20 protein-coding genes, 1 pseudogene and 1 riboswitch are annotated in these 23,488 nt (G+C 55.3%); of the genes and pseudogenes, 11 read left to right on the forward strand and 10 right to left on the reverse strand.

Going from position 1 to position 23,488, the window contains the following annotated elements; genetic code table 11:
- Window positions 1-62: 62 nt before the first annotated feature.
- Window positions 63-533, forward strand: a complete 471-nt coding sequence (locus tag CU041_RS18230; RefSeq protein ID WP_101247972.1) for a GNAT family N-acetyltransferase — start codon at window positions 63-65, stop codon at window positions 531-533.
- An 11-nt stretch (window positions 534-544) separates the two neighbouring features.
- On the opposite strand, the gene CU041_RS18235 is transcribed toward CU041_RS18230, so the two are convergent.
- Window positions 545-1,777, reverse strand: coding sequence for an NnrS family protein (locus CU041_RS18235; protein ID WP_101247973.1), 1,233 nt, complete (start codon window positions 1,775-1,777; stop codon window positions 545-547).
- 243 nt (window positions 1,778-2,020) lie between these two features.
- Here CU041_RS18235 and CU041_RS18240 point away from each other — a divergent pair, with 243 nt between their 5' ends.
- Window positions 2,021-3,490 (forward strand): leucyl aminopeptidase, encoded by a 1,470-nt coding sequence (locus CU041_RS18240; protein WP_068518304.1) that lies wholly within the window; start codon window positions 2,021-2,023, stop codon window positions 3,488-3,490.
- A gap of 82 nt (window positions 3,491-3,572) precedes the next feature.
- Window positions 3,573-4,028 (forward strand): DNA polymerase III subunit chi, encoded by a 456-nt coding sequence (locus tag CU041_RS18245; RefSeq protein ID WP_101247974.1) that lies wholly within the window; start codon window positions 3,573-3,575, stop codon window positions 4,026-4,028.
- Window positions 4,029-4,069: 41 nt separating this feature from the next.
- On the opposite strand, the gene CU041_RS18250 is transcribed toward CU041_RS18245, so the two are convergent.
- The 3 genes from CU041_RS18250 to CU041_RS20845 are packed head-to-tail and all read right to left on the reverse strand — an operon-like array spanning window position 4,070 to window position 8,170.
- Window positions 4,070-4,690: a hypothetical protein gene (locus CU041_RS18250; RefSeq protein ID WP_101247975.1), complete on the reverse strand. Its 621-nt coding sequence runs from the start codon at window positions 4,688-4,690 to the stop codon at window positions 4,070-4,072.
- Between the two features lie 39 nt (window positions 4,691-4,729).
- Window positions 4,730-7,243, reverse strand: coding sequence for a protein-arginine deiminase family protein (locus CU041_RS18255; RefSeq protein ID WP_101247976.1), 2,514 nt, complete (start codon window positions 7,241-7,243; stop codon window positions 4,730-4,732).
- A gap of 45 nt (window positions 7,244-7,288) precedes the next feature.
- Window positions 7,289-8,170, reverse strand: a complete 882-nt coding sequence (locus tag CU041_RS20845) for a hypothetical protein (RefSeq protein ID WP_101247977.1) — start codon at window positions 8,168-8,170, stop codon at window positions 7,289-7,291.
- Between the two features lie 180 nt (window positions 8,171-8,350).
- Window positions 8,351-8,428, forward strand: a riboswitch (SAM riboswitch).
- Window positions 8,429-8,493: 65 nt separating this feature from the next.
- On the opposite strand from CU041_RS20845, the pseudogene CU041_RS18265 reads away from it, so the two are divergent.
- The 3 genes and pseudogenes from CU041_RS18265 to CU041_RS18275 all read left to right on the forward strand — a co-directional run.
- Window positions 8,494-9,222, forward strand: a pseudogene (locus CU041_RS18265) (methionine ABC transporter ATP-binding protein); the annotation flags it as partial.
- Between the two features lie 80 nt (window positions 9,223-9,302).
- Window positions 9,303-9,962: a methionine ABC transporter permease gene (locus CU041_RS18270; protein ID WP_068518220.1), complete on the forward strand. Its 660-nt coding sequence runs from the start codon at window positions 9,303-9,305 to the stop codon at window positions 9,960-9,962.
- A 57-nt stretch (window positions 9,963-10,019) separates the two neighbouring features.
- Window positions 10,020-10,820: a MetQ/NlpA family ABC transporter substrate-binding protein gene (locus CU041_RS18275; RefSeq protein WP_101247979.1), complete on the forward strand. Its 801-nt coding sequence runs from the start codon at window positions 10,020-10,022 to the stop codon at window positions 10,818-10,820.
- Between the two features lie 471 nt (window positions 10,821-11,291).
- On the opposite strand, the gene CU041_RS18280 is transcribed toward CU041_RS18275, so the two are convergent.
- Complete coding sequence (locus CU041_RS18280) at window positions 11,292-11,948, reverse strand: LysE family translocator (protein ID WP_233433171.1); 657 nt, start codon at window positions 11,946-11,948, stop codon at window positions 11,292-11,294.
- Window positions 11,949-12,236: 288 nt separating this feature from the next.
- On the opposite strand from CU041_RS18280, the gene CU041_RS18285 reads away from it, so the two are divergent.
- Entirely contained in the window at window positions 12,237-14,198 is a 1,962-nt protein-coding gene (locus CU041_RS18285; RefSeq protein WP_068518218.1) for a diguanylate cyclase domain-containing protein, read from the forward strand.
- 95 nt (window positions 14,199-14,293) lie between these two features.
- Here CU041_RS18285 and CU041_RS18290 read toward each other — a convergent pair whose 3' ends face one another.
- On the reverse strand, window positions 14,294-16,195 hold the full coding sequence (locus CU041_RS18290; RefSeq protein WP_101247981.1) for an ABC-F family ATP-binding cassette domain-containing protein: 1,902 nt from the start codon (window positions 16,193-16,195) through the stop codon (window positions 14,294-14,296).
- A gap of 425 nt (window positions 16,196-16,620) precedes the next feature.
- Here CU041_RS18290 and ndk point away from each other — a divergent pair, with 425 nt between their 5' ends.
- Complete coding sequence (gene ndk / locus CU041_RS18295; protein WP_068518216.1) at window positions 16,621-17,043, forward strand: nucleoside-diphosphate kinase; 423 nt, start codon at window positions 16,621-16,623, stop codon at window positions 17,041-17,043.
- A 672-nt stretch (window positions 17,044-17,715) separates the two neighbouring features.
- Window positions 17,716-18,189, forward strand: coding sequence for an AAA family ATPase (locus CU041_RS18300; RefSeq protein WP_233433172.1), 474 nt, complete (start codon window positions 17,716-17,718; stop codon window positions 18,187-18,189).
- Between the two features lie 72 nt (window positions 18,190-18,261).
- Here the strand turns inward: CU041_RS18300 and CU041_RS18305 are convergent, their stop codons facing one another.
- The 4 genes from CU041_RS18305 to purM all read right to left on the reverse strand — a co-directional run bounded on the left by CU041_RS18305 (window position 18,262) and on the right by purM (window position 20,760).
- Window positions 18,262-18,390, reverse strand: a complete 129-nt coding sequence (locus CU041_RS18305; RefSeq protein WP_101247983.1) for an aa3-type cytochrome c oxidase subunit IV — start codon at window positions 18,388-18,390, stop codon at window positions 18,262-18,264.
- A gap of 132 nt (window positions 18,391-18,522) precedes the next feature.
- Window positions 18,523-18,879 carry a hypothetical protein gene (locus CU041_RS18310; protein ID WP_101247984.1) on the reverse strand — a complete coding sequence of 119 codons (357 nt, stop codon included), beginning with the start codon at window positions 18,877-18,879 and terminating at the stop codon, window positions 18,523-18,525.
- Between the two features lie 145 nt (window positions 18,880-19,024).
- On the reverse strand, window positions 19,025-19,699 hold the full coding sequence (gene purN / locus CU041_RS18315; RefSeq protein ID WP_101247985.1) for a phosphoribosylglycinamide formyltransferase: 675 nt from the start codon (window positions 19,697-19,699) through the stop codon (window positions 19,025-19,027).
- Window positions 19,687-20,760 (reverse strand): phosphoribosylformylglycinamidine cyclo-ligase, encoded by a 1,074-nt coding sequence (purM, locus tag CU041_RS18320; RefSeq protein WP_101247986.1) that lies wholly within the window; start codon window positions 20,758-20,760, stop codon window positions 19,687-19,689. The genes purN and purM overlap by 13 nt, the downstream gene beginning before the upstream one ends.
- Window positions 20,761-21,123: 363 nt before the next feature.
- Here purM and CU041_RS18325 point away from each other — a divergent pair, with 363 nt between their 5' ends.
- Together CU041_RS18325 and CU041_RS18330 are read left to right on the forward strand one after the other, a co-directional pair.
- Complete coding sequence (locus CU041_RS18325; RefSeq protein ID WP_228195827.1) at window positions 21,124-22,248, forward strand: DUF2066 domain-containing protein; 1,125 nt, start codon at window positions 21,124-21,126, stop codon at window positions 22,246-22,248.
- 138 nt (window positions 22,249-22,386) lie between these two features.
- Window positions 22,387-23,484 (forward strand): AI-2E family transporter, encoded by a 1,098-nt coding sequence (locus CU041_RS18330; protein ID WP_068518211.1) that lies wholly within the window; start codon window positions 22,387-22,389, stop codon window positions 23,482-23,484.
- Window positions 23,485-23,488 lie beyond the last annotated feature (4 nt).

The following is a 23,488-nucleotide window of genomic DNA, read 5'->3' on the forward strand; positions in this document are numbered from 1 at the left end:
AGTAGCGTAATTCGTCGGCTTGGCTAAAGTGCGCGCGGTTTTAACGCATCTGGAAGCGCTGCATGGCTGGCATCAAAATTCGAAAAGCACGGTTGGGTGATGTCGGCGCCATTTTTGCCATTCGAAGCCGTGTACGCGAAAACCATCTTTCCGCGACCGAGCTTGCCGAACGCGGCGTCACCAAGGCGGCTTTTGGCAAATGGCTTGCCGACGGGTATGGCATCTGGATTGCCGATCTGGATGGATCAGCAGCCGGTTTTGCCATCGCCATCCCAAGCGAGGCGACGCTTTGGGCGCTGTTTGTTGATCCCGATTTCGAAGGGCGCGGTGTTGGTGCGGCCTTGCTGCGCACGGCCGAGGAATGGCTGTTTGCAAAGGGATGCAATGACATTTCACTGACCACCGGGGCAGACCCGAAAAACCGTGCGCACGGTTTTTATGAAATGCATGGCTGGCACAGCACGGGTGATATCGATAACGGCGATGTGGAATATATCAAATCCAACCCGTCGTTATCGCTGTTTGATTTTTAGGCGGCGATTGTTTAGCGCACCGGAATGCCGCCTGTTTTCTTTTGCGACGGTCCCAGCAGAACCGGACCATAGCCGATCAGGAAAGCCAGCCATCCGCCAACCCACATCAGGGTCGCAATGGCAAGAATGGTGACATAATGCGCATTGCTTTGCCCGGCCACTATCCGAAACACGGTAGAAAACCAGATCAGGCCAAAGGCGGCATTAAGCATCATGCTGGCGCGTAATTCGCGGCCCGTATGGCCAAGGGCGGCCCGCCCGGCAATCGCAATGATCATGCAGGCCATCGCCCCGCCGGTAAGTCCGTGCAAGGCATCGCGCGATCCGATGGCATCGGGCCAAATCATCGATGCCCCCAAAAGTCCCAATCCGACCGGCACCCAGAAATAGCCAAGATGCAGCATGGCAACAATCGGTTCGCGCCAAGTGTGAACCCCGCGCCAGCGCATCAGGCGCGCGCCATGAAGCACGCCTGCCATCAGCAACACATAACCGGGCAGGGCCGGATCGGGCGTGATGATCACGGTGATGATGGCAAGTGCGATACTTGCCAGACACACCATGTCAAACCGGCCAAACAGGACGGGCAGGGGCGCCGGAATCTGTTCGCGTTGCATCCAGTTGCGCGTAAAGGCCGGGATCACCCGCCCGCCAATCAGCGCGATCAGCAAAATGATCGTCAGGATCGCCGTTTGATAAAGCATCACCGGATCAAGGGCGATGACATCAAGGCAGGATGCAACAAACAGCCCGTCAAACAGCGCGATGATGCCAATCACCGCCAGAACCCGCATGTTCTTAAGGTTACGCGCCGCCATCAGCTCACGCGCCCCCAACGTAATCAGAAACACGAAATAGGCCAATGCTCCGACAATCACGGCAAGCGGCGGCAGGTTTTCGGCAAAGCCAATAGCAAAACGCCCCAAAATCCATGTTGATGTAAGGGCCATTAACATCGACCCGGCAACGGGTGGTCGTCCCGTCCAGTTGGCAATCGCGGTCAATAAAAAACCGCCAATTGCCGCCCCGCCAAATCCGAATATCATTTCATGGGCATGCCAGAAGGATGGCGTGCCAAGGCTTGGCACCGTAATTCCGTGGACATAGCCCGCCACCCACCAGGCGACGGCAACAAGCGCGAGGATCCCGGCCAACAGAAAAAGCGGGCGAAACGCCCCGCTCCAGAACGGATGGGAACGGGCGGCCGGTTCGGTGATCGAAATCGGGGCGGGCTTGGCGGGCATGATCGGCCTCCTGCAAGTTATGAGGCGATCATAGCGGTGTTTGAAATGCTGTCTTTGACGTTGCGCAATTTTGACGCATGCCAAATCACGGGGGCAACAGGTTGCTCTTACGTGAAAACCCTGTGTTTTTCGATGATAAGGCTTTTCAAGCGCGTTATTCACGCTAGATTAGGGGCAGAATTTCAACGCGGCTGCTTTTGAAAGGGCCGCGCGCCCCGAAACATGACAGGAGTCCTGTTCACCATGAAGATCACGTTTTCCGATCTCGCCATTCCGTCCAGCGGTGCCGTTATTGCCTTTGCGACTGAGGGGGCTGATCTGATGCCAAGTGCGGTTGCGCTTGATGAAGCAACCGGTGGATCGATCACCAAGGCGATCAAGTCGTCGACCTTCAAGGGCAAGTCGGGGCAAAGCCTCCAGATCCTTGCTCCGGCAAATGTCGATCTGTCGCGCGTGATCATTTTCGGGATTGGCAAGGAAGCCGAATTTGACGTGATCGCCGCTCAGAAGCTTGGCGGCTCAGTCACGGCGCGCGCCCTGGCGACCGGGGAAAAGGAACTTACCGTTCTGTTCGATATGGAAAACCTGGCTTGTGATTTTGCAACCGGTGCCATGCTGCGTGATTATCGCTTCGATAAATACCGCACCACCGAAACCAAGGAAGACAAGCCGGTTCTTAAGGCGTTCGATATCGCCACCCGCGACCACAAGGACGCCAAGAAACAGTTCGACAGCGCCAAAAAGGTCGTCGAAGGCGTGTTCTTCACCCGTGATCTTGTGTCTGAGCCGGCCAACGTTCTTTATCCGGAGACCTTTGCCAAGGAAGTCTCCGCACTGGAAAAGCTCGGTGTCGAAATTGACGTCCTTGATGAAAAGGAAATGAAAAAGCTCGGCATGGGCGCGCTTCTGGGCGTTGCCATGGGATCGGCCAAAAAACCGGCGATGGTTGTCATGCGCTGGAACGGTGGCAAGAAAAAAGACGCTCCGATTGCCTTTGTCGGCAAGGGCGTGACCTTTGATACCGGCGGTATTTCGCTTAAACCGGCGGCGGGCATGGAAGACATGAAATGGGACATGGGCGGTGCCGGTGTCGTTTCCGGTCTGATGAAGGCCCTGGCTGGTCGCAAGGCGAAATGCAACGTGGTTGCGGTTCTGGGTCTGGTTGAAAATATGCCGTCTTCGACCGCGCAGCGTCCGGGTGATGTTGTGACCTCGATGTCGGGTCAGACGATTGAAGTCATCAATACCGATGCCGAAGGCCGTCTGGTTCTGTGTGATGCGCTGACCTATGTTCAGGAAAAATACGATCCGCGTCTGATCGTTGATCTGGCGACCCTGACCGGGGCGGTGATCATTGCCCTTGGTCATGAAAATGCCGGTCTGTTTTCCAATAATGACGATCTGGCTGCCCAGATCACAACGGCCGGTCTTGCCGTTGATGAAGGTGTGTGGCGTCTGCCGCTGTCACCGGCCTATGACAAGCAGCTTAAATCCGACATTGCCGATATGAAAAACGTTGGCGGTCGCCCGGCCGGGTCGATCACCGCGGCCCAGTTCCTCAAACGCTTTATCACCAAGGACCGCCCGTGGGCGCATCTTGATATCGCGGCAATGGCATGGTCGACCGCTGACAAGGAAGTCGTACCCAAAGGCGGTACCGGCTTTGGCGTGCGTCTGCTGGATCGCTTTGTTGCCGATAATTACGAAAACTGATTTCGGTTTCGATAAGCCGTAATTTGCGGGGCAGGGTGTGGATCACCTTGCCCCGTTTTCATGTTCGGGCTAAAACCGCTTTATGGCTGATATCTGGTTTTATCATCTCACCAGCATGCCGCTGGAACGTGCATTGCCGACCCTGCTGTCCAAAACATTGGAGCGGGAAAAACGTGCTGTGGTGATGACGGGGAATGAACAGCGGATTGAGGCAATCAATACATTGCTTTGGACTTATGATCCGGCAAGCTGGTTGCCACACGGGTCCAAATCCGATGGCGATCCGGAAATGCAGCCGGTCTGGCTGACATCCGAGGATGAAAATCCCAACAGTGCCCAGTTCCTGTTTCTGACCGACCGGGCGATGAGTGACAAGGTCGCCGATTACGAACGCGTCATCATGCTGTTTGATGACCGTGACCACGACGCGGTGGCCGAGGCCCGTACCCGCTGGAAAGACTGGAAAGACGCCGGGCACAAGCTTTCCTACTGGCAGCAATCCCCGCAAGGCGCGTGGGAGAAGAAGGCTGAAAGCTGATATTCCTGTGCGTTTGACCTGATCTGTAGCCGAGATACCAGTTACGGTGTGGTTCCCGGAGGGGTTAGAAATTCTGCAAACAGAATTTCGATCAATGCCTTGGTGACATCATCTTCGCTTAATTTTCCCAACGCCAGTTCATTAATGGCCGGAAAGCTGTCTGCGGACAGCTTGAACAGGTCCGACTGGATGGCGGATGCGCGAACCGGCCAATCGGGATCAAGTTGCGCAAGGGCCAAAAGCATTGCACGCGCCATTTTGTCCGTGTCGCCAGAAGAAATGGCATCTGAAACGGATTTCAGTTTGCGGGCCTCGGAAACAGCAACATCAAGTGTCGCCAGCAAATCGGCCAGTTCCTTTGCCTGTTGCTTGATCTGATCGACTGGATAGTCCTTTTCGATGTCGCGTAACGGACTGACGGCCGCCGATGTGCCATAGGTCGACAGATATTGAAGCATGCCGTTCAGTTGCCAGCTCTCAAGCTTCTTCCAGCTTCCCGATTTGAGGTCATCAATCATCGGGGCGGCAATGCTTCCCTTATACTGCCGAAATATCTGGTTCGTATCGTTGGGGGAGGGACGGCCTGTAATCCGGCGAGATTCCCATTGGGCAAGCTTTCCGACTTCCTGCAAGGCTGTCTGATAGTCTGATTGTGCGGTCATGACATCGCTCCAAGCTTTTGTCTGGTGGGTCTTGCTGTTCTAAGCATTGACTGCAGTCCACCAGTTCGCATATCGGGCATTTCCAAAGGCGGCCTGTCCGTTGAATTGCGCGCGCAACTCGTTTGTACCGCAATGAATTTCGCCGCTGACAACATGATAATCGTACCAGTCATCAATAAAGATGCATCTCAGATTGATACCGGCCTGCTGAAGTTTGGTGACCAGATCACGTTCGAACAGGTCATACCCGTTATTGTCCTCGTTGGTTTTGTTCGGGTCATTGTCATGTCCGGGGGCTTCAACCCAGGGGCCGAATGGCTTTGGAATAATCAAACGGTCATTGCCAACAAACATATTGGGCATGTCTGCTGTAAGGGCCCCACATTGGAAACCACCCTGTTTACCCGGGAAGACGTTAAAGCCTTCGTTGCGTCCAGGCGTCCAGGGGGAAATTTTATCGCCAAATGTGAAATTGCCGCGCAGGAAACCATCAGGATAAAAAATTACGGGAACGCGGATGATATCCTGCTCCGACAGATCAAACGCGTTTTTCAGCTTGGTGATATTGCGTTCAATGACGGTTTCAACACCATTGAGATTCCAGTTTCGAAGATCCTGATACGTGTAACGGATGACCTGCTGTTTATCGCGGCGCGGATTGTGCAACGGGGCCTGACCATTACCCAGGAAATCGGCAATGGTTGCGTTGACTGCAACGCCGACCTCTTCGCGTTGTCCGGCAATTGCATTCCATTGCGAGTTTGCGAGATTGAGATTGGTATAGTTGAAGGTATTTCCAACAACATTCCAGGCTGGTCTTTGCAGCATTCTTGCATTGCCATGGGCCTGATTGTTTGCGGTTAGAATGTCATAGGCAGCTTTGGGACTTGCAACCAGAAGCTTCCATTTCTTGAATTGGTCGGCCTGACCTTCATCAGGGACGAAGGTCATCATCTCGTCGACATGTCCGACCACAAGCCAGTCCGTATCAAGGTGAATTGGCGCCTGAATGTTCTGAGCGGACAGGAACTCCCGGCTGCTTGGGTCCACTTGATGCGAGTTCTGGTGTGCGGTGCTATGGCCATAGTAAATCCGGCCATACAGATAATTGGTGGTGGCACCATTGACCGTTTTTTGTACCGGTGGCGTCACACCGAAATTGCCGCCGGAATTGGCCGAAACCGGATCGTCCGGATCACTGGCAGCCGGGTAATAGACACCAACTTTCGGGTGGGGCGGGTTGCCCGGATTCACAAGAGCAGGTAGGTCAAGTAACGTCCGATACACCCAGTTTTGCAGTGGCCTGCAACGATGTGTCTTCATAAACACATTTTGAAGTTCAGCCGCACCTGCCGCGCCAGGCCATTTGCTGAATCCGGAAATCATTGTATCGCGGAGCCATCGATCATCATACCGGTCTTCCGGGGCATAGTTGACCCAGTTATTCCCCTGAAGGAAATAGTTGCGGGTCGCGGCAGTATGGACGGGATCGGCGGTATTGACCTGGATGACGGGATTGTCCGCAGCCGCCGCATTTCCGAGTGCAGTTCTAAAAGCGTTATTGGTCGCATTGGCTCCCAAATTGGTCCAGAAATTTGCAATATTCGGATCCGGGTCCGGGTTGTCCGGGTTTGCAGGATCGGGTGTAACATTCGGAGCATCAGCAACGTAAAGCCATGACACGGCCTGACGGTGATGGCTGCCGATCCAGCGGGCAACGGCAAGTCGTTCGCTATAGAAATAAGTCGGGTTACCTGCGCCGGTTACTTCTGGCTGAATAGTGAAAAGTGTTAGCACAGCTTGGCCAGAGGGAAAGTTGTGGCCGGCAAACCGGATGGCCTCAATGCCCAGTGTACGTGCATTTCCGACACTGTTGGTCGTGACGGCGACTTCCTGAACGGTTTGCGGTCCGATGAGTTCGGCACTGTTATGCGCAACGCCGTCAAAAATCCGGAAATGTCGAACCGCGTCGTCGTCGTCATCCGTGGCCTTGTCGAGTTTCAGTCTCAGACCCCAGTTTCCGGGAACACCGGCCGGCGGACCAACAATGTTCCTTCGAATTTCGATCTGGGCCACATCATGCGCAAGATCAATATTTCCGTTGATATTCTGGTCCTGATTGTCGGTGTAGCCAATACCGGCATTGTTACCCTGACGGTTGCAGTTAACGGGAATTATCGCCCCGCGCCCCTGTGTGCCAAAGCTTATTGCATTGGGGGTTTTCTGGTTGAGTTGTCCCGGCCCGTCAAGATTTCCATCGCGATCCCTGTCGGTATGCAAGGTGTAGTATAGCACCGTCAGGTTTTGCGCGTTCACTGCATTGGCGTTCACATTGATGTTTTGCTGATCAATCGGAACAAAACCCCGGCCAGATACGCGCAGCCGCCAAATGCCGTTTGCAATATTGAAAACATGCTGCTGCACAAGGGCGTTGGGTTGAAACCGCAAGTCGCAGTTTTGCTGTGGCTGGCCTGCGCAAAACAGGGAAACAGTTACCAAGCTGAACGGATAGTTGCCTGCCGGTGCAGTGAGCTGGACTGTGTATTGTGGCATGGCGACCTCAATCGTTTTTAAGATTCTGACAAAAGACAGGGACGGCTAGATCGAAAGAACCAGGTCCATTTCTTTGCGCACTTCGGCGGCATTGCGCAGGATCGCAGCCTGGTCATCAACCGTACCAAGTGTGCTGTCTTTGAGAATGGCCTCGGCCCAATCCTGCTTTTGCAAGTCGCCCTTGCTGAGAGCCGATGCGACGATGAAATCCATAACACCGTCGCTCGTCTTCACGCCCAGTTTGATCGCTTGCTTCCCTGTGGCAGAGCACCAGTCGGCAAGCTGGTCAGTATCGTAACCGCTTACGGTGTCCGGATAGTTCGCCTGCAAGTAACCGGGCATTGCGCCAATCACGTCGTTCAGGGACGGTACGGGTACGGGCTCCGGCTGTGGAGAAGGTGAGGGGCCGGGTGTCGGTGTTGGCGTCGGTTCCGGCTTTGGTGCCGGCGTCGGCTCTGGGGTTGGCTGGGGTTTTGGATCGGGCTGCGGTGTAGGAGCTGGCTTGGTGCCACTTTCCAATTTCGCGACCGCCTGTGCTTCCTGTGTCAGCAGGCTGTTGACTTCATCGGCAAAGCGTTTCTCTGCCTGATAGCGTGACGTGGCGCTGGCATCGAATTTCTGTTTGCTGAAGATGCTCATGGATTTCAGGCGTTCTGCATCCTGTGCGCCAAAGGCAGACAGGGTGGCGGTGATTTGACCGGCGCCGGATTGCAGGCGCGATGACAGGTTGGCGGCATCCGGGCATTTGCCACTGGCAAGGGCAGCGTCCCCTTCGGCGGCGAGCTTTTGCAGCGACGCTGTTTCCGAGGACAGAGTTGAAAGCTGCGCCTTGGTGCGTACATCAACCTTGTTGCCCGTTACCGTTACCACGGTCGGGTATTGCGCCAGGGTTCTGGCAAGGTCACTGATCCGGTCGGCATAGGCCATCTGTCCAATCCCGCATTGATGTTGACCAAAACTAGACGGGGGAAGCAGCCATTTGTGACGCTGTGGCGGCGAGGTGGTTTAAACAAAATTTTAGTGTTGTATATTTGCCGATCATAAAAGCCATGCGTAAAATGCATGATCATTGCCATTGATGAACTGCGTTCAGTGGGGTACACAGGTTACATCGAACGCGCCGATTTGCTCCTCAGCTTGCGGGCGCGATAAAAATGCGGCTAAAGCGAGAGGGCGTATATGCTCCGTATGTACGACCGCCTCGGTGAAGCCGCGGCGGTTTTTTTGTATCTACGGAAAGGTTGAGGTCCATGATCAGGCTCTCGAACGTCCAGAAGACTTATCCTGCACGACGTGGCAGTGACGAACATACGGCGCTGCGCGGTATCGATCTTGATATCGCAGCCGGCGAGATTGTTGGTGTCATTGGCCGTTCCGGTGCCGGGAAATCCACCCTGATCCGTTGCATCAACCTGCTTGAAACGCCGACTTCGGGTTCGGTGATTGTTGATGGCACCGACGTTACCAAGCTTTCCAACCGTGACCTGCCGCTGTTTCGGCGTCAGCTGGGCATGGTGTTTCAGCACTTCAATCTTCTGTCGTCGCGCACGGTCTATGACAATATCGCATTGCCGCTTGAACTGGCCGGTGCCAGCAAGGCCGAGATTGCCGCAGCCGTCGATCCGTTGTTGCCGCTGGTCGGGCTTGAGGAAAAGCGTGACCGCTACCCGGCCGAACTGTCCGGTGGCCAGAAACAGCGCGTCGGCATTGCACGTGCGCTGTCATCAAGCCCGAAGGTTTTGCTGTGTGACGAGGTCACCTCGGCCCTTGATCCGGAAACCACCCGTCAGATCCTTAATCTGCTTAAAGACATCAACAAACGCCTTGGTCTGACCATGGTGGTGATCACCCATGAAATGGCGGTGGTCAAGGCGCTCTGTGATCGTGTGGCGGTGATGGATGGCGGGGTGATTGTCGAAGAAGGGCTGGTTGACGGCATCTTTGCCAACCCGGTCCATGACACCACCAAATCGCTTCTGGCCGATGAATTCGTCGAATTTCGCGCCGGTCAGGATAGTGCGCAATCCCGGGACCAATCCAGCGGGCAGGAGGGTTAATCATGTTTTCAACACTCGCACCGATCTTGCTTCAGGCAACCGGAGAAACCCTTTATATGGTGGCGGCTGCCTTGGCGCTTGGCACCTCGATGGGGTTGCCGCTTGGCGTGCTTCTGGCGACGTCGGGCCGGGGGGAGCTGTTTGAAGCCCTTTGGTTCCAGCGCATCTTTGGTCCGATCGTCAATGCGACCCGTTCCGTACCCTTCATCATTCTGGCCGTTGCGATCATTCCGTTCACCCGGTTTGTCGTCGGTACCTCGATCGGCACATCTGCGGCAATTGTCCCGCTGACCGTCGCGGCGATCCCGTTCATCGCACGCATCATCGAAGGCGCCATTCGCGAAGTCGATAGCGGCCTGATCGAAGCTGCCCAGGCCATGGGCGCCCGGCCGGTTCAGGTCGTGACCAAGGTGCTTCTGCCCGAAGCCTTGCCCGGCATTATTCATGGTCTGACCCTGACCGCCGTCACGCTGATCGGCTATTCGGCGATGGTCGGTGCGGTTGGTGCCGGCGGTCTTGGTGATCTTGGCATTCGGTACGGCTATCAGCGGTTCCGCCCCGATGTGATGGCGGCTGTGGTGATTACCCTGATTGTGGTTGTGCAGGCGGTTCAGAGCTCCGGCGACTGGATGGCGCGCAAAGCCGACAAACGGAATATATGAGCAACCCTCATATTTTGAAATTCCCGCAAAAAACAGCGAAAACAAGGAGTTTTTACAATGCGGTTTCTGCTTAAACTGACGGCTGCGGCCGTTCTGGCATCGGCCCTGACCGGTCAGGCACTTGCCAACGAAAAAATCAAAATCGGCGTTACCCCGGGTGCGCATGAAGAAGTCATGGAAGAAGTCGTCAAGGTTGCGGCGACCAAGGGCCTTGATATCGAAATCGTCAGCTTCTCGGATTATGTCATTCCGAACCAGGCGCTTGATGATGGTGACCTTCAAGCCAACAGCTTCCAGCACAAGCCGTATCTGGACAACCAGATCAAGGATCGTGGCTATGACCTGGCGGTTGTCGGTTACAACATCCTGACCCCGATGGGCATTTATTCCGACAAGATCAAAAGCCTGGACGAGCTTGAAGACGGTGCCGAAATCGGTATCCCGAACGACCCGACCAATGGCGGTCGTGCGCTTCTGGTGCTTCAGGCACAGGGCCTGATCAAGGTTGATCCGTCTGTCGGTCTGGTTGTCAGCCCGCTTGACGTGATTGAAAACCCGAAAAACATTCGTTTTGTCGAACTGGACGCTGCACAGCTGCCGCGTTCGCTGGCGGATCTCGATGCCTCGGCGATCAACACCAACTACGCGCTTGAAGCCGGTCTGAACCCGATCAAGGATTCGATCGCGATCGAAGGCAATGACAGCCCGTATGCCAACGTGATCGTCACCCGCACCCAGGACAAGGACGCACCGTGGGTCAAAACCCTGGTTGAATCCTATCACGATGATGCGATCCGTCAGTTCATCGAAACCAAATACGAAGGTTCGGTGCTTCCGGTCTTTAAAATTTCCGAATAATCGGCCTGATTATTAAATCTGGCTGAATAGTCAAAACACCCGCGAGCCAATCCGGTTCGCGGGTGTTTTACGTTCAAGCCATCCGCGTGATCCGGACCGGATCGCGTCGTCCGGTCTGCATGTCATTTGACATCATCCTGTCTTATCTCTGATCAGGATGACTTAAGACAGATCACGGCTGGATCGGCCGGGGAAGGGCAGGGACGGTGATTTGGAGTGCGGCGTCAGGCGTTCGGCCAGTTTGGGGTGTTTATATCCATTTCTGCCCATTTAAGCGTGCTTCAGCTCTCTTCAGTCCGATCCCAGCCTGACCCGCACTCGGACACGGACTCGGATCGGCCCGATGCCCTTCAGTTCAGCCTGCAAGCTGGGATGTCCGGACCGGCACGGCTTGGTTCAGTCCAGTCCAGTCCAGTCCAGCCCAGTCCAGCCCAGCCCAGTTCAGTTCAGTTCAGTTCAGTTCAGTTCAGTTCAGTTCAGGGTCCTTGCGCCCTGCCAGGCGGTCAGAAGGGCGACGCCGATGAATAATGCCCCGGCGGCACGGCCAATAAAGATGGTTGCGGTCGGGTTGCCGGTGATCAGGGTGCGGCTTGTGCCCGCCGCAAGTGCGAGTGCGCCATAGACCGCAAGCTGGACCGCCGCCGTCATGATCCCCATCACCAGTGCCTGTGACCAAAGTGGTCCATATTGCGGCCGGATGAATTGCGGGTAGACGGCGAAAATAAACAAATAGGCCTTGGGATTGAGCATGCAGGTAATCATGCCTTGGCGAAAGGCGATCCAGAGTGAGGACGGTCTGGCTGCCCGGATGGCCCCGACCGTGATTGCACTTTTGATCAAAGTCACGCCAATCCAGATCATATAGGCCGCACCGGCAAACAGCATGACATTCAAAAGCCATGGCGCAATTGCCAGAAGGGCGCTGATGCCAATCGCGCCAAGCAGGGTATGATAAACACCGCCCAGCATGATGCCGGCGGTGGCCGAAAGCCCGGCACGCCGCCCGCCGGTCAGCGCATTGGCAATGACAAAAAACATGTCCATGCCAGGCACGATAATGATGCCCGACAGCAGAACGAAAAAGAGCCAGAGGTTTTCAACATAAGTCATGGGTGTCATGAGTGTCATGAGGGGACCTTGCCAGATGAATAACGGTTGTGATGGGCGCAAGGTAGCAGGGGGCTGCTGACAGGATCATGTCAGGATGATTTGCCAATGCGCGGCATCGTCATTGCGCGATTGTGGCATCTGGTTGCCGGGGCATGGAGACAATATCGCGTGATCAGCCCGACAAGCGGTATGCGAATGCCGGTTGATGCGTTATGATTTGTTGAAATCATTGTTATGAATAGGGTTTCCATAACGGTGCCAGCCAGAAACGGCTTGGAACATGGTTCATCAAACAGCGGGAAAGCGATGATCAGATTCGGTCATGTGAAGTCATTTCTGGTGTGTTTCGCACCGCTGAGTGCCGTGTTCCTGGCTGTGGTCGGGTTGCTGTCATGGGAAGGCAGTGCCGTGCGCGAAAAGGTCATTTCCGATGACCAGCGTTATGCACTGGAAAAATCGATATCGGTATTGCGCGAACGCATCGATATCGTGGTTTCCGATCTTTTGATCCTGTCAGAAAGCCAGCAGATCGACGCGGTAATCGCCGGGACGGCCAGTCTTGATCAGGTGGCGGACGAGTTTGCGGTCTTTTCGCTGCGGCGGGGGATTTATGACCAGATCAGGCTGCTTGACAATGATGGCATGGAAATCGTGCGCGTCAATTACGGCAGCGGCATTCCGTTTTCCGTGCCCAGACGCGAACTTCAGAACAAAAGCGAGCGACCCTATTTCCAGCTGGCCCGCAATGCGCCGCGCGGGACGATCTATATATCGGGTGTCGATCTGAACGAGGAATTTGGCCAGATCGAAAAGCCGATCAAGCCGGTTATCCGGCTGTCGGCGCCGGTCTTTGACCGGTTCGGGGAACGCCATGGCGTTGTGGTCTTGAACCTTCGGGCGGCATCGACACTTGAAGAAGTGGTCAAGTCGCTGAAACTTGACGGGGCAGAGCCGTTTGTTCTGGATGGTGATGGCGGCTGGATGCTGGGCGGCAAGCCGGGCGAAAACTGGTCCGAGGAACTGACAGGAATGCCCGCGGTGATCGGTGACCGTTACCCGAAGGCCTGGGAAAGCATGCAACTGGGATTGCAAAGTTTCCGGGTTGATAGCGGTTTCTATTCGGTCCAGCGGCTTGATGTTTCCGATCTTCTTCTGGCGCGCAATTCCAACCGGTCCCTGTCGGTGATCTTTGGCAGTGATCAGGAAAAAAGCAGCCGGCTGAACCTGTATGTCGGGGCGCGGTTGCCCAATGATGTGCTTGAACAGTTGCTGTCGCCCGAACGTGACACGCTGACGATTGTTTCGACCGCGTTCATTTTCCTGATTGCGATCGGCAGTGCGGCCTATGCCTGGACCCGTCAGAACCAGATCGTTGCAAGCTTTGACGCGCGCTTATCCGAACAGGTTCTGCGGGCATCAAAAAACAGTGTGGTTGTCGCCGATGACACGGGTACGATCCTTAAGGTCAATCCGGGCTTTACCGCGATGACCGGATATTTGCCAAACGAGGCAATTGGAAAGCCGTTATCATTCCTGCGTGCCCAGCGCGAAAATGCCGAGGCACTCGACGAGATCCTGATGGCGGCGCGTGCCAATGGCACCTGGGAAGGCGAAGTGCGCAACCGCCGCAAAAGCGGGGATTTCTTTTATTCCAATGTCGTGGTCAGCGCGATTACCGATCCGACAACATCGGATGTCAATTTCGTCGAGATGGGTTTTGACATTTCACGCCACATGGAAAACGCACAGGAATTGTGGCGTCAGGCCAATCATGATGCCCTGACCGGGTTGCCCAACCGGTTGCTGTTTGAAGACCGGCTTGAAGTTGCCTGTGGTCATGCGGAAAACGAAGGCCATTCGATCGGGCTTCTTTATATTGATCTGGACGGTTTCAAACCGGTCAATGACCGTTATGGTCACGAAATCGGCGATCAGGTCCTGCGCAAGGTCGGTGAACGCATCAAGAATACCGTGCGTCAGGGCGATACGGTTGCCCGACTGGGCGGGGATGAGTTTGCCGTGATTGCCGATGCGGTGAACGGACGCGATGAAGCCGAATGGGTGGCCCAGAAAATCGCGGCATCGATCCAGCGCCCGATTGAGATTGATGCCCTTAGCATCACGGTCGGGGCCAGCATCGGGATTGCTGTCTATCCCGGGGATTGCAACGAAACGATCGCGCTGATCGGATTTGCCGATGAAAAAATGTATCAGCAAAAGCGCGTGCGCAAGGCAAAGGGCAGTGACGCAGCAAGGGCACTGCATTAAACCACCAGCGGACAATGCCGGGATTAAAAAAAAGACAGGCTGAACGAGCCTGCCTTTTTTGATTTGGTCTGGGATGTGAGGGTGACCGGCAAAGGTTACGCAACAAGCGTTTCGTATTCTTCCTGCTTTTCCAACCACTGCATTTCGATGTCGCCAAGCTGGCTTTCGATCTTGCCCAGTTCCATTTGAAGGTCGCCGAGTTTCTGGCCATTGGCGGCCTCATAAAGTTTGGGATCGGCCATTTCGGTTTCGATTGCGGCCTTGCGCGCGGACAATTTTTCCATCTGGGATTCGAGCTTTTCAATTGCGCGTTTGACCGGGGCGGCGGCCTTGCGTTTTTCGGCAGCCTGCTGACGTTCGGCTTTGCGGTCGCGTTTGGCGTCCTTGCCATTGGCATCGTCCTCGCCGGCCTTGTTGGCCCGGCGTTCGGCACGCGCACGATCGAGAAGATACTGTCGATATTCCGATACGTCGCCGTCAAAGGCGGTTACCGTGCCATCGGCCACCAGAACCAGACGATCGGCACAGGCTTCGATCAGATAGGGATCGTGGCTGATGATGATTACGGCACCTTCATAGGCGTTAAGCGCATGGTTCAGCGCATCGCGGCTGTCGATATCAAGATGGTTGGTCGGTTCATCAAGGATCAGCATATGCGGTGCATCAAGGGTCATCAGCGCAAACAGCAAACGCGCCTTTTCGCCCCCCGAAAGGTCTTTGACCTTGGTGTCGCCCTTGTCCCCTTCGAAGGCAAAGCGGCCAAGTTGCGCGCGCACCTTGCTTTCGATCGCATCGGACATCAGGGCCGCCATATGCTGATAGGGGGTCTGTTCACCGATCAGTTCGTCGGTCTGATGCTGGGCAAAATAGCCGATACGCAGTTTGCTTGAGGCGGTCTTTTCACCGGCCATCAGTTCAAGCCGGTCCGAGAGCAATTTCGCCAGGGTCGATTTACCGTTGCCGTTGGCGCCCAGAAGGGCAATGCGGTCATCCATATCAATGCGCAGGCTGATATTGCGCAATACCGGTTTGCCCGGTTCATAGCCGACTTCGCCATTATGGATATTGATCAGGGGCGGTGGCAGTTCCTTGGGACTTGGGAAGTCAAAGGTAATGCCGCGGTCTTCGACCACCGGGATCGCAGGCCCCATTTTTTCAAGCATCTTGACACGGCTTTGCGCCTGTTTGGCCTTGCTGGCCTTCGCACGGAAGCGGTCGATGAAGGATTGCAGATGCTTTTGCTGGGCGATCTGCTTTTCATATTGCTTGGAAGCGAGTTCCATCTGTTCGCGCCGGGTCTTGGCAAACTTGTCATAGTTGCCGCCATACAGCGTGACGGTGCCGTCATGTAGATGGGCAATCGATTTGACCGCGCGGTTCAAAAGATCACGATCATGGCTGATCAGGATGATCGTGCCGGGATAGTTGATCAGATAGTTTTCAAGCCAGATGGTGGCTTCGAGATCAAGGTGGTTGGTCGGTTCATCAAGCAGCAGCAGATCCGGGCGCAGGAACAGGGTCGCGGCAAGTGCGACACGCATCCGCCAGCCGCCGGAAAAATCATCGCACGGGCGTTGCTGGGCATCGGCATCAAAGCCCAGACCCGAAAGGATCGATGCCGCGCGCGCCTCGGCGGTGTGGGCATCAATATCGGCAAGGCGGGTGTGGACTTCGGCGATGCGATGGGGGTCGGTGGTTGTTTCGGCTTCTTCAAGCAGGCTGGCGCGTTCGGTATCCGCAGCCAGAACAGTTTCAATCAGCGAACGGCTGCCTGCCGGGGCTTCCTGGGAGACAACCCCCATGCGCGCCCGCTTGGACAGGCGAATGTCGCCGCCATCGGTGGCCAGTTCACCGGAAATCAGTTTCAAAAGAGTGGATTTACCCGCCCCGTTGCGACCAATCAGGCCGACCTTGTGGCCATCGGGAATGGTCAGGGAAACCTGGTCAAGAATGACACGGCCACCAATACGATAGGTGAGATCGGTAATTTGCAGCATTTTATCGGTCGTTCTCTTGATCTTGGGTATCGGGTTTCCCGGTCTTTCCCGCCTTGATCCGGGGGAATCGCAAGGATTTCTGTGCTTTCAATAGGGCAGAGTGCGATTTGAAGCAAGGTTTCTTGAAACTGTAACCGGCGGGAATTGGCGGCCGGGGGGGACAAAGTAACCGTCGGGAAAATCGCAGTTTTATGCGTTTTTGCGCATTTTCGTGATGGTTTTGAGGTCAATGCAGCTACTGCAAGTCTGTATTGCGCGGGCAGAACTATCTGTTGCGTTGCGCTTCAACCCCGTTTATATAGCGCCAACCTTTGGGTCTGTGGATGATAAGGGAGTGCTTATGTATGGCTCCTTTATGTTCCGCAGGCCCTTTTGGAAGCCCTCTTGGGGGGTAACGAAATTTTTAAAGTAGCTAGGTGAAACCAATGGCTGTCGAACGCACTCTTTCGATCATCAAGCCGGACGCAACGCGCCGCAACCTGACCGGCAAAATCAACGCCGTCATCGAAGAAGCTGGCCTGCGCATTGTCGCACAGAAGCGCGTCGCTCTGACCCGCGCTCAGGCTGAAGGTTTCTATGCAGTTCACAAAGAACGTTCGTTCTTCGGTGAACTGGTAGACTTCATGGTCTCCGGCCCGGTCGTCGTCCAGGTTCTGGAAGGCGAAAACGCTGTCGCGACCTACCGCGAAGTTATGGGTGCAACCAACCCGGCAAACGCCGAGGAAGGCACCATCCGTAAGCAGTTTGCAGAATCCATCGAAGCGAACTCGGTCCATGGTTCGGACTCGCTCGAAAACGCTGCAATCGAAATTGCTTACTTCTTCGCTCAGACCGAAATCGTCGGCTAAGCTTAGAATACAGAATTCCGGTTCATCCGGCATCAAAACGCCCCGCAGATTGCGGGGCGTTTTTTTGTGTCTGTGTGACAGAACGGCGCGGTTAATCGATCAGGAAAGCTGCCATTAATAGCAGCAAAACAGAGATGGAGATAATGCTCCACAAAACGAACTTGGTCCAATGGTGCCAGCCTGCTTCGTGGATTTTGACCAGTTCGACGTCGTAGTCGCTTCCTTGCATTGTTTCCTCCCCAATTGCGGGTCCGATTGTTTCGGATTTCAGGGTTGTGGTGCTGTGGGCGTTCGGATCGCCCTTTGCATCCGGTGCGGTCCGGATCCATATCAGGACAACAGATTGATCTTACCGATATTTAACCTATGGGTGAATAGGTTTTATCTTTGTATCCTTTTGTGCGACGCAGTGTGCTGGACAGCATTGCGCGACCATGCCATGATCAGGCCATGGAAAATGTCGTAACCAGTTCTGCACGAATTTTTACCGCCATTCACAGGATGGCGGGGTTGTGACATTTTGACCAAATGAAACCACCCGCCGCGTGAGGCGGGTTTTTTTTGTGTCTGTCTCCCGGCATTTCCGACAGGGAGATCGCAATGTCATTATCCACATCAGATCAAGATCGAAGGTCACCGGCCCATGCATTGGTGGGGCAACCGGTGCTGCATATGTTATGCGGTAAAATTGCATCGGGGAAATCGACTCTTGCCGCCGAACTGGCGCGCAAACCGGGAATGGTTCTGATTGCCGAAGATGAATGGTTATCCGTTCTGTTTGGCGATCAGATGCACACAGTGTCGGATTATGTCCATGCGTCGCGAAAACTGCGTGACGTCATGGGGCCGCATGTCAGCATGTTGCTGATGTCTGGTGTTTCTGTGGTGCTGGATTTCCCGGCCAACACGCGCGTGTTACGTGGCTGGATGCGCGACATTTATGAAGAGGTCGGGGCAGGGCACAAATTGCACTTCCTTGATCTGGAAGAAGACATCTGCAAACAGCGCCTGCATGCCCGCAATCAGGCGGGCGAACATCAATTTTCTGCCAGTGACGCTCAGTTCCATCAAATCTGTGCGGCGTTTCAGCCACCAATTGCGGCAGAGGGATTTGACGTCATCACCTATGACACCGATACGATTTAAGCGCCTTAACAAACAAAAAAAGCTGCCGGTCAACGGCAGCTTTTTACATTTCCGGTTCTGCCATTTGGCAGATCACAGCAGGAAGATCGCCATCAGGATCAGAATGGCAATAACCGAAATGGTCGACCATTTGACAAAGCTGGTGAAGCCTTCATAGATGGCAACATGGGTTTCGGTCAGTTCGTAATCGTTACCCTGCAAATCTACCTCCTGGGTTTTGGGATTTTTCCAATGTATATCCGCAAGGTAGAGCGCGGGCAAGGGTAAGATTAACCGGGGATATCATCCCTTTGGCCAAGGGTGTGGACAGGATCACATTGTCCTATCTGCGTCCTATCTGCCGGTTTCCTTGCAGGCAAAGGGCAGAAACGATCCGGTGGCCCCTTCGTTCATCATCACGACAGACATCAGATTGGCATATTCGAGTTCGGCCCGGTTTTGCGGGCAGACATAGGCGCGTGCCGTGCAGCCCGATGCGACAAAGGCGTCTTCCTGATCGTCAAAGGCAGTGCTGGTGGCGTTTGCGGGCATTTGTGCCCGGATATCATCCCGATGGGTTTGATAAAGTGCGCATTTGGTTGCACGCCAGTTTGCGTTCTGGGCGTGGCTTTCAGTGATCGCCAGACCGATTGGCGCGATAAAGGTTGTAAGCATGACGCCAAGGACGATGTTGCGGATGGTTTTGTTCATGATGGGCCTTTGGACCAGGGGAAACGGATGGAAAACCGTTTGCGTAATCTGGTCTGAAACCGGTCGGGCGCAAGATGCCGCCATGAAAAAAGGGCGGATCAAACCGCCCTTAAATCAGCCTGCGCAATCTGCGCCAAAGGTTCTTTCAAGCCGGTTCAATCGCCGGATTGATTTCCGCAAACTCGGCAGGTTTGGCATCGGCAACCGTTACGATGCCCTTGTCATCAACCGAAACGCGGCCTTCGGCGATCCAACGGATGACCTGCGGATAGATGCGGTGTTCCTGTTTGAGGATACGCTGGGCCAGCTTACCTGCATCATCCCCCGGAAGCACCGGGACAACGGCCTGGGCAATGATCGGGCCGCTATCGACTTCGGGGACGACATAATGCACGGTGCAACCGGCAAATTTGACCCCGGCATCCAGGGCTGCCTGATGCACATGCAGGCCCTTGAAGCTTGGCAGAAGCGACGGGTGAATATTTATCAGCTTGTCTTTCCAGCGGGTGACAAAGCTTTCACTGACCAGTCGCAAGTAGCCGGCCAGCACCACAAGATCCGCACCGCTTTCTTCGATCAGGGCACTGACGGCGGTGTCATAGGCTTCGCGTCCGCCCGGATAGCCTTTGTGCGAGATGGCCTCGGACCGGATACCGGCCTTACGCCCGCGTTCCAGCCCGCCTGCATCAAGCTGGTTTGAGAAAACCAGAACGATTTCGGCCGGGTAGTCGGGCGTATTGCAGGCATCAATGATGGCTTGCAGGTTGGACCCGCCGCCTGAGACCAGAACGGCGAGTTTCAATTTGCTTACTTTTCCCATGCAGGGCCCATGTTCTTGATGACGACCTGCGGGCCATCACCGGCGCGCGGGCCGATAACACCGATCTGGCTGACGGTTTCACCATGTTCACGCAGCAATGCTTCGGCCGCATCCGCCTTGTCAGCCGGAACCACGACGCACATGCCGATGCCACAGTTAAAGGTCCGCGCCATTTCGACGGCCGGAATGCCGCCCTCGGCTGCGAGCCATTTGAAGATCGGCAGGAATTCCCAGGTGCTGGCATCAAAGACAGCGGTCAGGTTTTCGGGAAGAACACGCGGAACGTTTTCGGTCAGGCCGCCACCGGTAATGTGGGCAAGGGCCTTGACCATCCCGGCCTTGTGCGCCGCCAGACAGCTTTTGACATAAACCTTGGTCGGTTCAAGCAGGGCCTCGCCAACGGTTTTGCCCGGTGCGAACGGGGCTTCGTCGGAATAGCCAAGGCCTGCCTTGTCGACAACCTTGCGGACCAGCGAATAGCCGTTGGAATGAACACCGCTTGATGCCAGACCAAGGATCACGTCGCCTTCGGCAACGTTGCTGCCATCAAGAAGTTCACCACGTTCGGCCGCACCGACGGCAAAACCGGCAAGGTCATATTCGCCATCCGAATACATGCCCGGCATTTCGGCGGTTTCCCCGCCAATCAGCGCACAGCCAGCCTGTTTGCAGCCCTCGGCAATGCCGGCAACCACATCGGCGGCATTGTCGACCGACAGTTTGCCGGTTGCAAAGTAATCGAGGAACAGAAGCGGCTCGGCACCCTGAACGACCAGGTCATTGACGCTCATGGCGACCAGATCGATGCCAACCGTGTCATGTTTGTCGGCGAGGAAGGCGACTTTGAGCTTGGTGCCGACACCATCGGTGCAGGAAACCAGAACCGGATCGTTGTAGCCGGCCGCTTTGAGGTCAAAAAGGGCACCAAAACCGCCAAGCCCGCCGGAAACACCGGACCGCGAGGTTGCTTTTGCAAGCGGTTTGATTCGATCGACAAGGGCATTTCCGGCATCAATATCGACACCGGAGTCCTTATAGGTAAGGCCTTTGGAGGCGGTCATTTTGGTGATCCTTGGCTTCGCGCATGCATGAAAAAACAGCGGGGCAACCCGCGTTTTTCATCAATACGTACCGACTTCCAAGCGACGTTCACTGGGCATTTGCGGGCCGGGCCGCAGCAAATATGCTGCTGTTTGACCAATCCGCCTTACTGACGCCTTTAATCAGTTGCAGGAATGTCCGCCAGTCCTACTGATAAAAAACGCGGGCTTGATAATTTCCGCTGGGGCGAAAATACTCAAACGCGGACAATATGCAATGATCACCTGCGCATGACAGAGTTTTCTTTCCAGAATGCGTGCAACATGCCACAAGGGCGATTGCAAAATAATTCGACAAGACACGATTAGGGCAACGAGGCATACGTGCTTACTTCATTGAAAAACATCAAGATGTTGGCTGGCGCTGTTACGGTTTCTGCGCTGATGGCTTTTCCGGCTTTTGCGCAGGACATTTTCACCGTGACCGGTGTTCACGTTGATGAAAGTGCGGAAACAGCCGCCGCCGCCCGTGAAAAGGCACTCGAGATCGGCCAGCGCAAGGCATTCGAAGAAGTGATTGCGCGTTTGACCCTGCCGGAAGATCGCGCCGGATTGCAGATGCCGGCGGGCTCGGAAATTACCAATATGGTGCGTGATTTCGGGGTGTCGAATGAAAAGACGTCATCGGTTCGCTATATCGCGGACATGACCGTGCGGTTCAAGGATGACGAGTTGCGGCGCTTTTTGCGGTTCCGCGACATTTCCTTTGCCGAACTGCAATCCAAGCCGGTGATGATTGTGCCGGTTTACCGGACATCGGGCTATGTCACCTTGTGGGATGATCCCAACCCGTGGCGCGATGTCTGGGCACGCAATGTTGCCACATCCGGTCTGGTGCCGATCAAGGCACCGATTGGTGATCTGACCGATATCGGGACCGTGTCCGCCGAACAGGCCGAAAACGGATCGATGGAACGTCTGGCGGCATTGGCAAAACGCTATGGTGCGGATGTTGCCGTTGTCGCCAGTGCCGATGTCAGTGGGGCGACGGGGGCGGAAACCGTTGATGTGACGGTCACCCGCTATGATCCCAATAGCGGCCCGCAGGTATTTGGTGTTCAGGAAAACACGCTGCCTGACGAGACGCTTAATGAAACGCTGGTCCGTGCGGCCAAGGCGGTTCAGGATCAGCTTGCCGATGGCTGGAAACGCGCCAACCTGATCAATTACAGCACGGGCGGCAGCCTGATGGTGTTTATTCCGATTACCGGGCTTCAGGACTGGGCCAAGATCGAAGACAAGCTGATCGGTCTTCCGGTGGTGCGCAATTCGCGCGTTGTCGCGATGTCGCGCCGTGAAGTGCAACTGTCACTCGACTTTGTCGGGTCAACCAGTCAGCTTCAGACTGCACTTAACCAGCAGAACCTGAACCTGACGCGGATGGGTGAATTGTGGTTCATCCAGCCGACCGGATCGGACCGCTTGCAGGGCTTGTCGATCGGCGGCTAGTCATAAACCCGTGACACCGGCCAGTCCGCGATATCGACTGTCCGCGAATTGGCGGTCCGCGATATTGATCGTCAGTGGCCGGTTTCGGGCGTCTTATCGGCGTCCTTCGGGAGTCTGGCAACAAAGGGGAACCCGGACATGACATTACGGCAACAGGCACGTTTCTGGCTTATTTTCATTGTCGGATTCTTCTTTCTGGTGTGGCTGTTTTCAAGCATCCTTCTGCCGTTTGTTGCCGGGATGGCGATTGCCTATTTCCTGGATCCGCTGGCAGACAAGCTTGAGGCGCGCGGTGCCAGCCGCACGGTCGCGACCAGCATCATCACGGTGCTGTTTTTCCTGGTTTTCATTCTGGTGCTGTTGCTGATTGTTCCGATGATCGGAAGCCAGCTTGCCGGGTTCCTTGAACGGTTGCCGGGATATGTCGATGCGTTGCGCACCAATGTTGCGCCCTATCTTCAGCATGTGCTGGACCGGGTGGCCCCCGAGACCCTGCAAAGTGTGTCTGATGCGGTCAAGGGACAAAGCGCCAATGCGCTGAAATGGATCGGCAATGTGCTGACCAATGTGCTGTCGGGCGGGCTGGCGCTTTTGAACTTTATCAGTTTGCTGTTCATCACACCGGTTGTGTCGTTCTATTTGCTGCGGGACTGGGACAAGATTGTTGCCAAGGTCGACAGTTATCTGCCCCGGCATTCCGCCACCGATATCCGCCAGTGCGCGCGTGAAATTGATGACACCCTGGCGGGCTTTGTGCGCGGGCAGGCATCGGTTTGTGTGTTGCTGGGCCTGTTTTACGGGCTTGGCCTGACGCTGGTCGGGCTTGAATTCGGTTTTGTCATCGGGTTGATGACCGGTCTTGTTTCCTTTGTGCCCTATTTCGGGATGTTCGCCGGGTTTGCGGTAGGCATGGGGGTCGCGATTGCCCAGTTCGGGTTCGGTCTTGATCTTGGTCTGGTGGCGCTGGTCTTCGGGATCGGCCAGATTCTTGAAGGCAATTTCCTGACGCCGAAGCTTGTTGGTGACAAGGTCGGGCTGCATGCGGTGTGGGTGATGTTTGCCTTACTGGCCGGTGGTGCGGTGTTCGGGTTGCTTGGTGTGATGCTGGCCGTTCCGGTGGCTGCGGTGATCGGCGTACTTGTGCGTTACGGTTTAAGGCAGTATCTCAGTAGTCGTTTATATGATCATGGACCGGATCACCCGCGCGGTGATGCGATCGAAGACGGCGAGAATTGAGACC

This window comes from Thalassospira povalilytica (assembly GCF_002844235.1).
Classification (GTDB): domain Bacteria; phylum Pseudomonadota; class Alphaproteobacteria; order Rhodospirillales; family Thalassospiraceae; genus Thalassospira; species Thalassospira povalilytica.

Coding starts and splice junctions, on each gene's coding strand:
- CU041_RS18230 (WP_101247972.1), top strand. CDS start 63: ATGGCTGGCATCAAAATTCGAAAAGCACGGTTGGGTGATGTCGGCGCC.
- CU041_RS18235 (WP_101247973.1), bottom strand. CDS start 1,777: ATGCCCGCCAAGCCCGCCCCGATTTCGATCACCGAACCGGCCGCCCGT.
- CU041_RS18240 (WP_068518304.1), top strand. CDS start 2,021: ATGAAGATCACGTTTTCCGATCTCGCCATTCCGTCCAGCGGTGCCGTT.
- CU041_RS18245 (WP_101247974.1), top strand. CDS start 3,573: ATGGCTGATATCTGGTTTTATCATCTCACCAGCATGCCGCTGGAACGT.
- CU041_RS18250 (WP_101247975.1), bottom strand. CDS start 4,690: ATGACCGCACAATCAGACTATCAGACAGCCTTGCAGGAAGTCGGAAAG.
- CU041_RS18255 (WP_101247976.1), bottom strand. CDS start 7,243: ATGCCACAATACACAGTCCAGCTCACTGCACCGGCAGGCAACTATCCG.
- CU041_RS20845 (WP_101247977.1), bottom strand. CDS start 8,170: ATGGCCTATGCCGACCGGATCAGTGACCTTGCCAGAACCCTGGCGCAA.
- CU041_RS18270 (WP_068518220.1), top strand. CDS start 9,303: ATGTTTTCAACACTCGCACCGATCTTGCTTCAGGCAACCGGAGAAACC.
- CU041_RS18275 (WP_101247979.1), top strand. CDS start 10,020: ATGCGGTTTCTGCTTAAACTGACGGCTGCGGCCGTTCTGGCATCGGCC.
- CU041_RS18280 (WP_233433171.1), bottom strand. CDS start 11,948: ATGACACTCATGACACCCATGACTTATGTTGAAAACCTCTGGCTCTTT.
- CU041_RS18285 (WP_068518218.1), top strand. CDS start 12,237: ATGATCAGATTCGGTCATGTGAAGTCATTTCTGGTGTGTTTCGCACCG.
- CU041_RS18290 (WP_101247981.1), bottom strand. CDS start 16,195: ATGCTGCAAATTACCGATCTCACCTATCGTATTGGTGGCCGTGTCATT.
- ndk (WP_068518216.1), top strand. CDS start 16,621: ATGGCTGTCGAACGCACTCTTTCGATCATCAAGCCGGACGCAACGCGC.
- CU041_RS18300 (WP_233433172.1), top strand. CDS start 17,716: ATGTTATGCGGTAAAATTGCATCGGGGAAATCGACTCTTGCCGCCGAA.
- CU041_RS18310 (WP_101247984.1), bottom strand. CDS start 18,879: ATGAACAAAACCATCCGCAACATCGTCCTTGGCGTCATGCTTACAACC.
- purN (WP_101247985.1), bottom strand. CDS start 19,699: ATGGGAAAAGTAAGCAAATTGAAACTCGCCGTTCTGGTCTCAGGCGGC.
- purM (WP_101247986.1), bottom strand. CDS start 20,760: ATGACCGCCTCCAAAGGCCTTACCTATAAGGACTCCGGTGTCGATATT.
- CU041_RS18330 (WP_068518211.1), top strand. CDS start 22,387: ATGACATTACGGCAACAGGCACGTTTCTGGCTTATTTTCATTGTCGGA.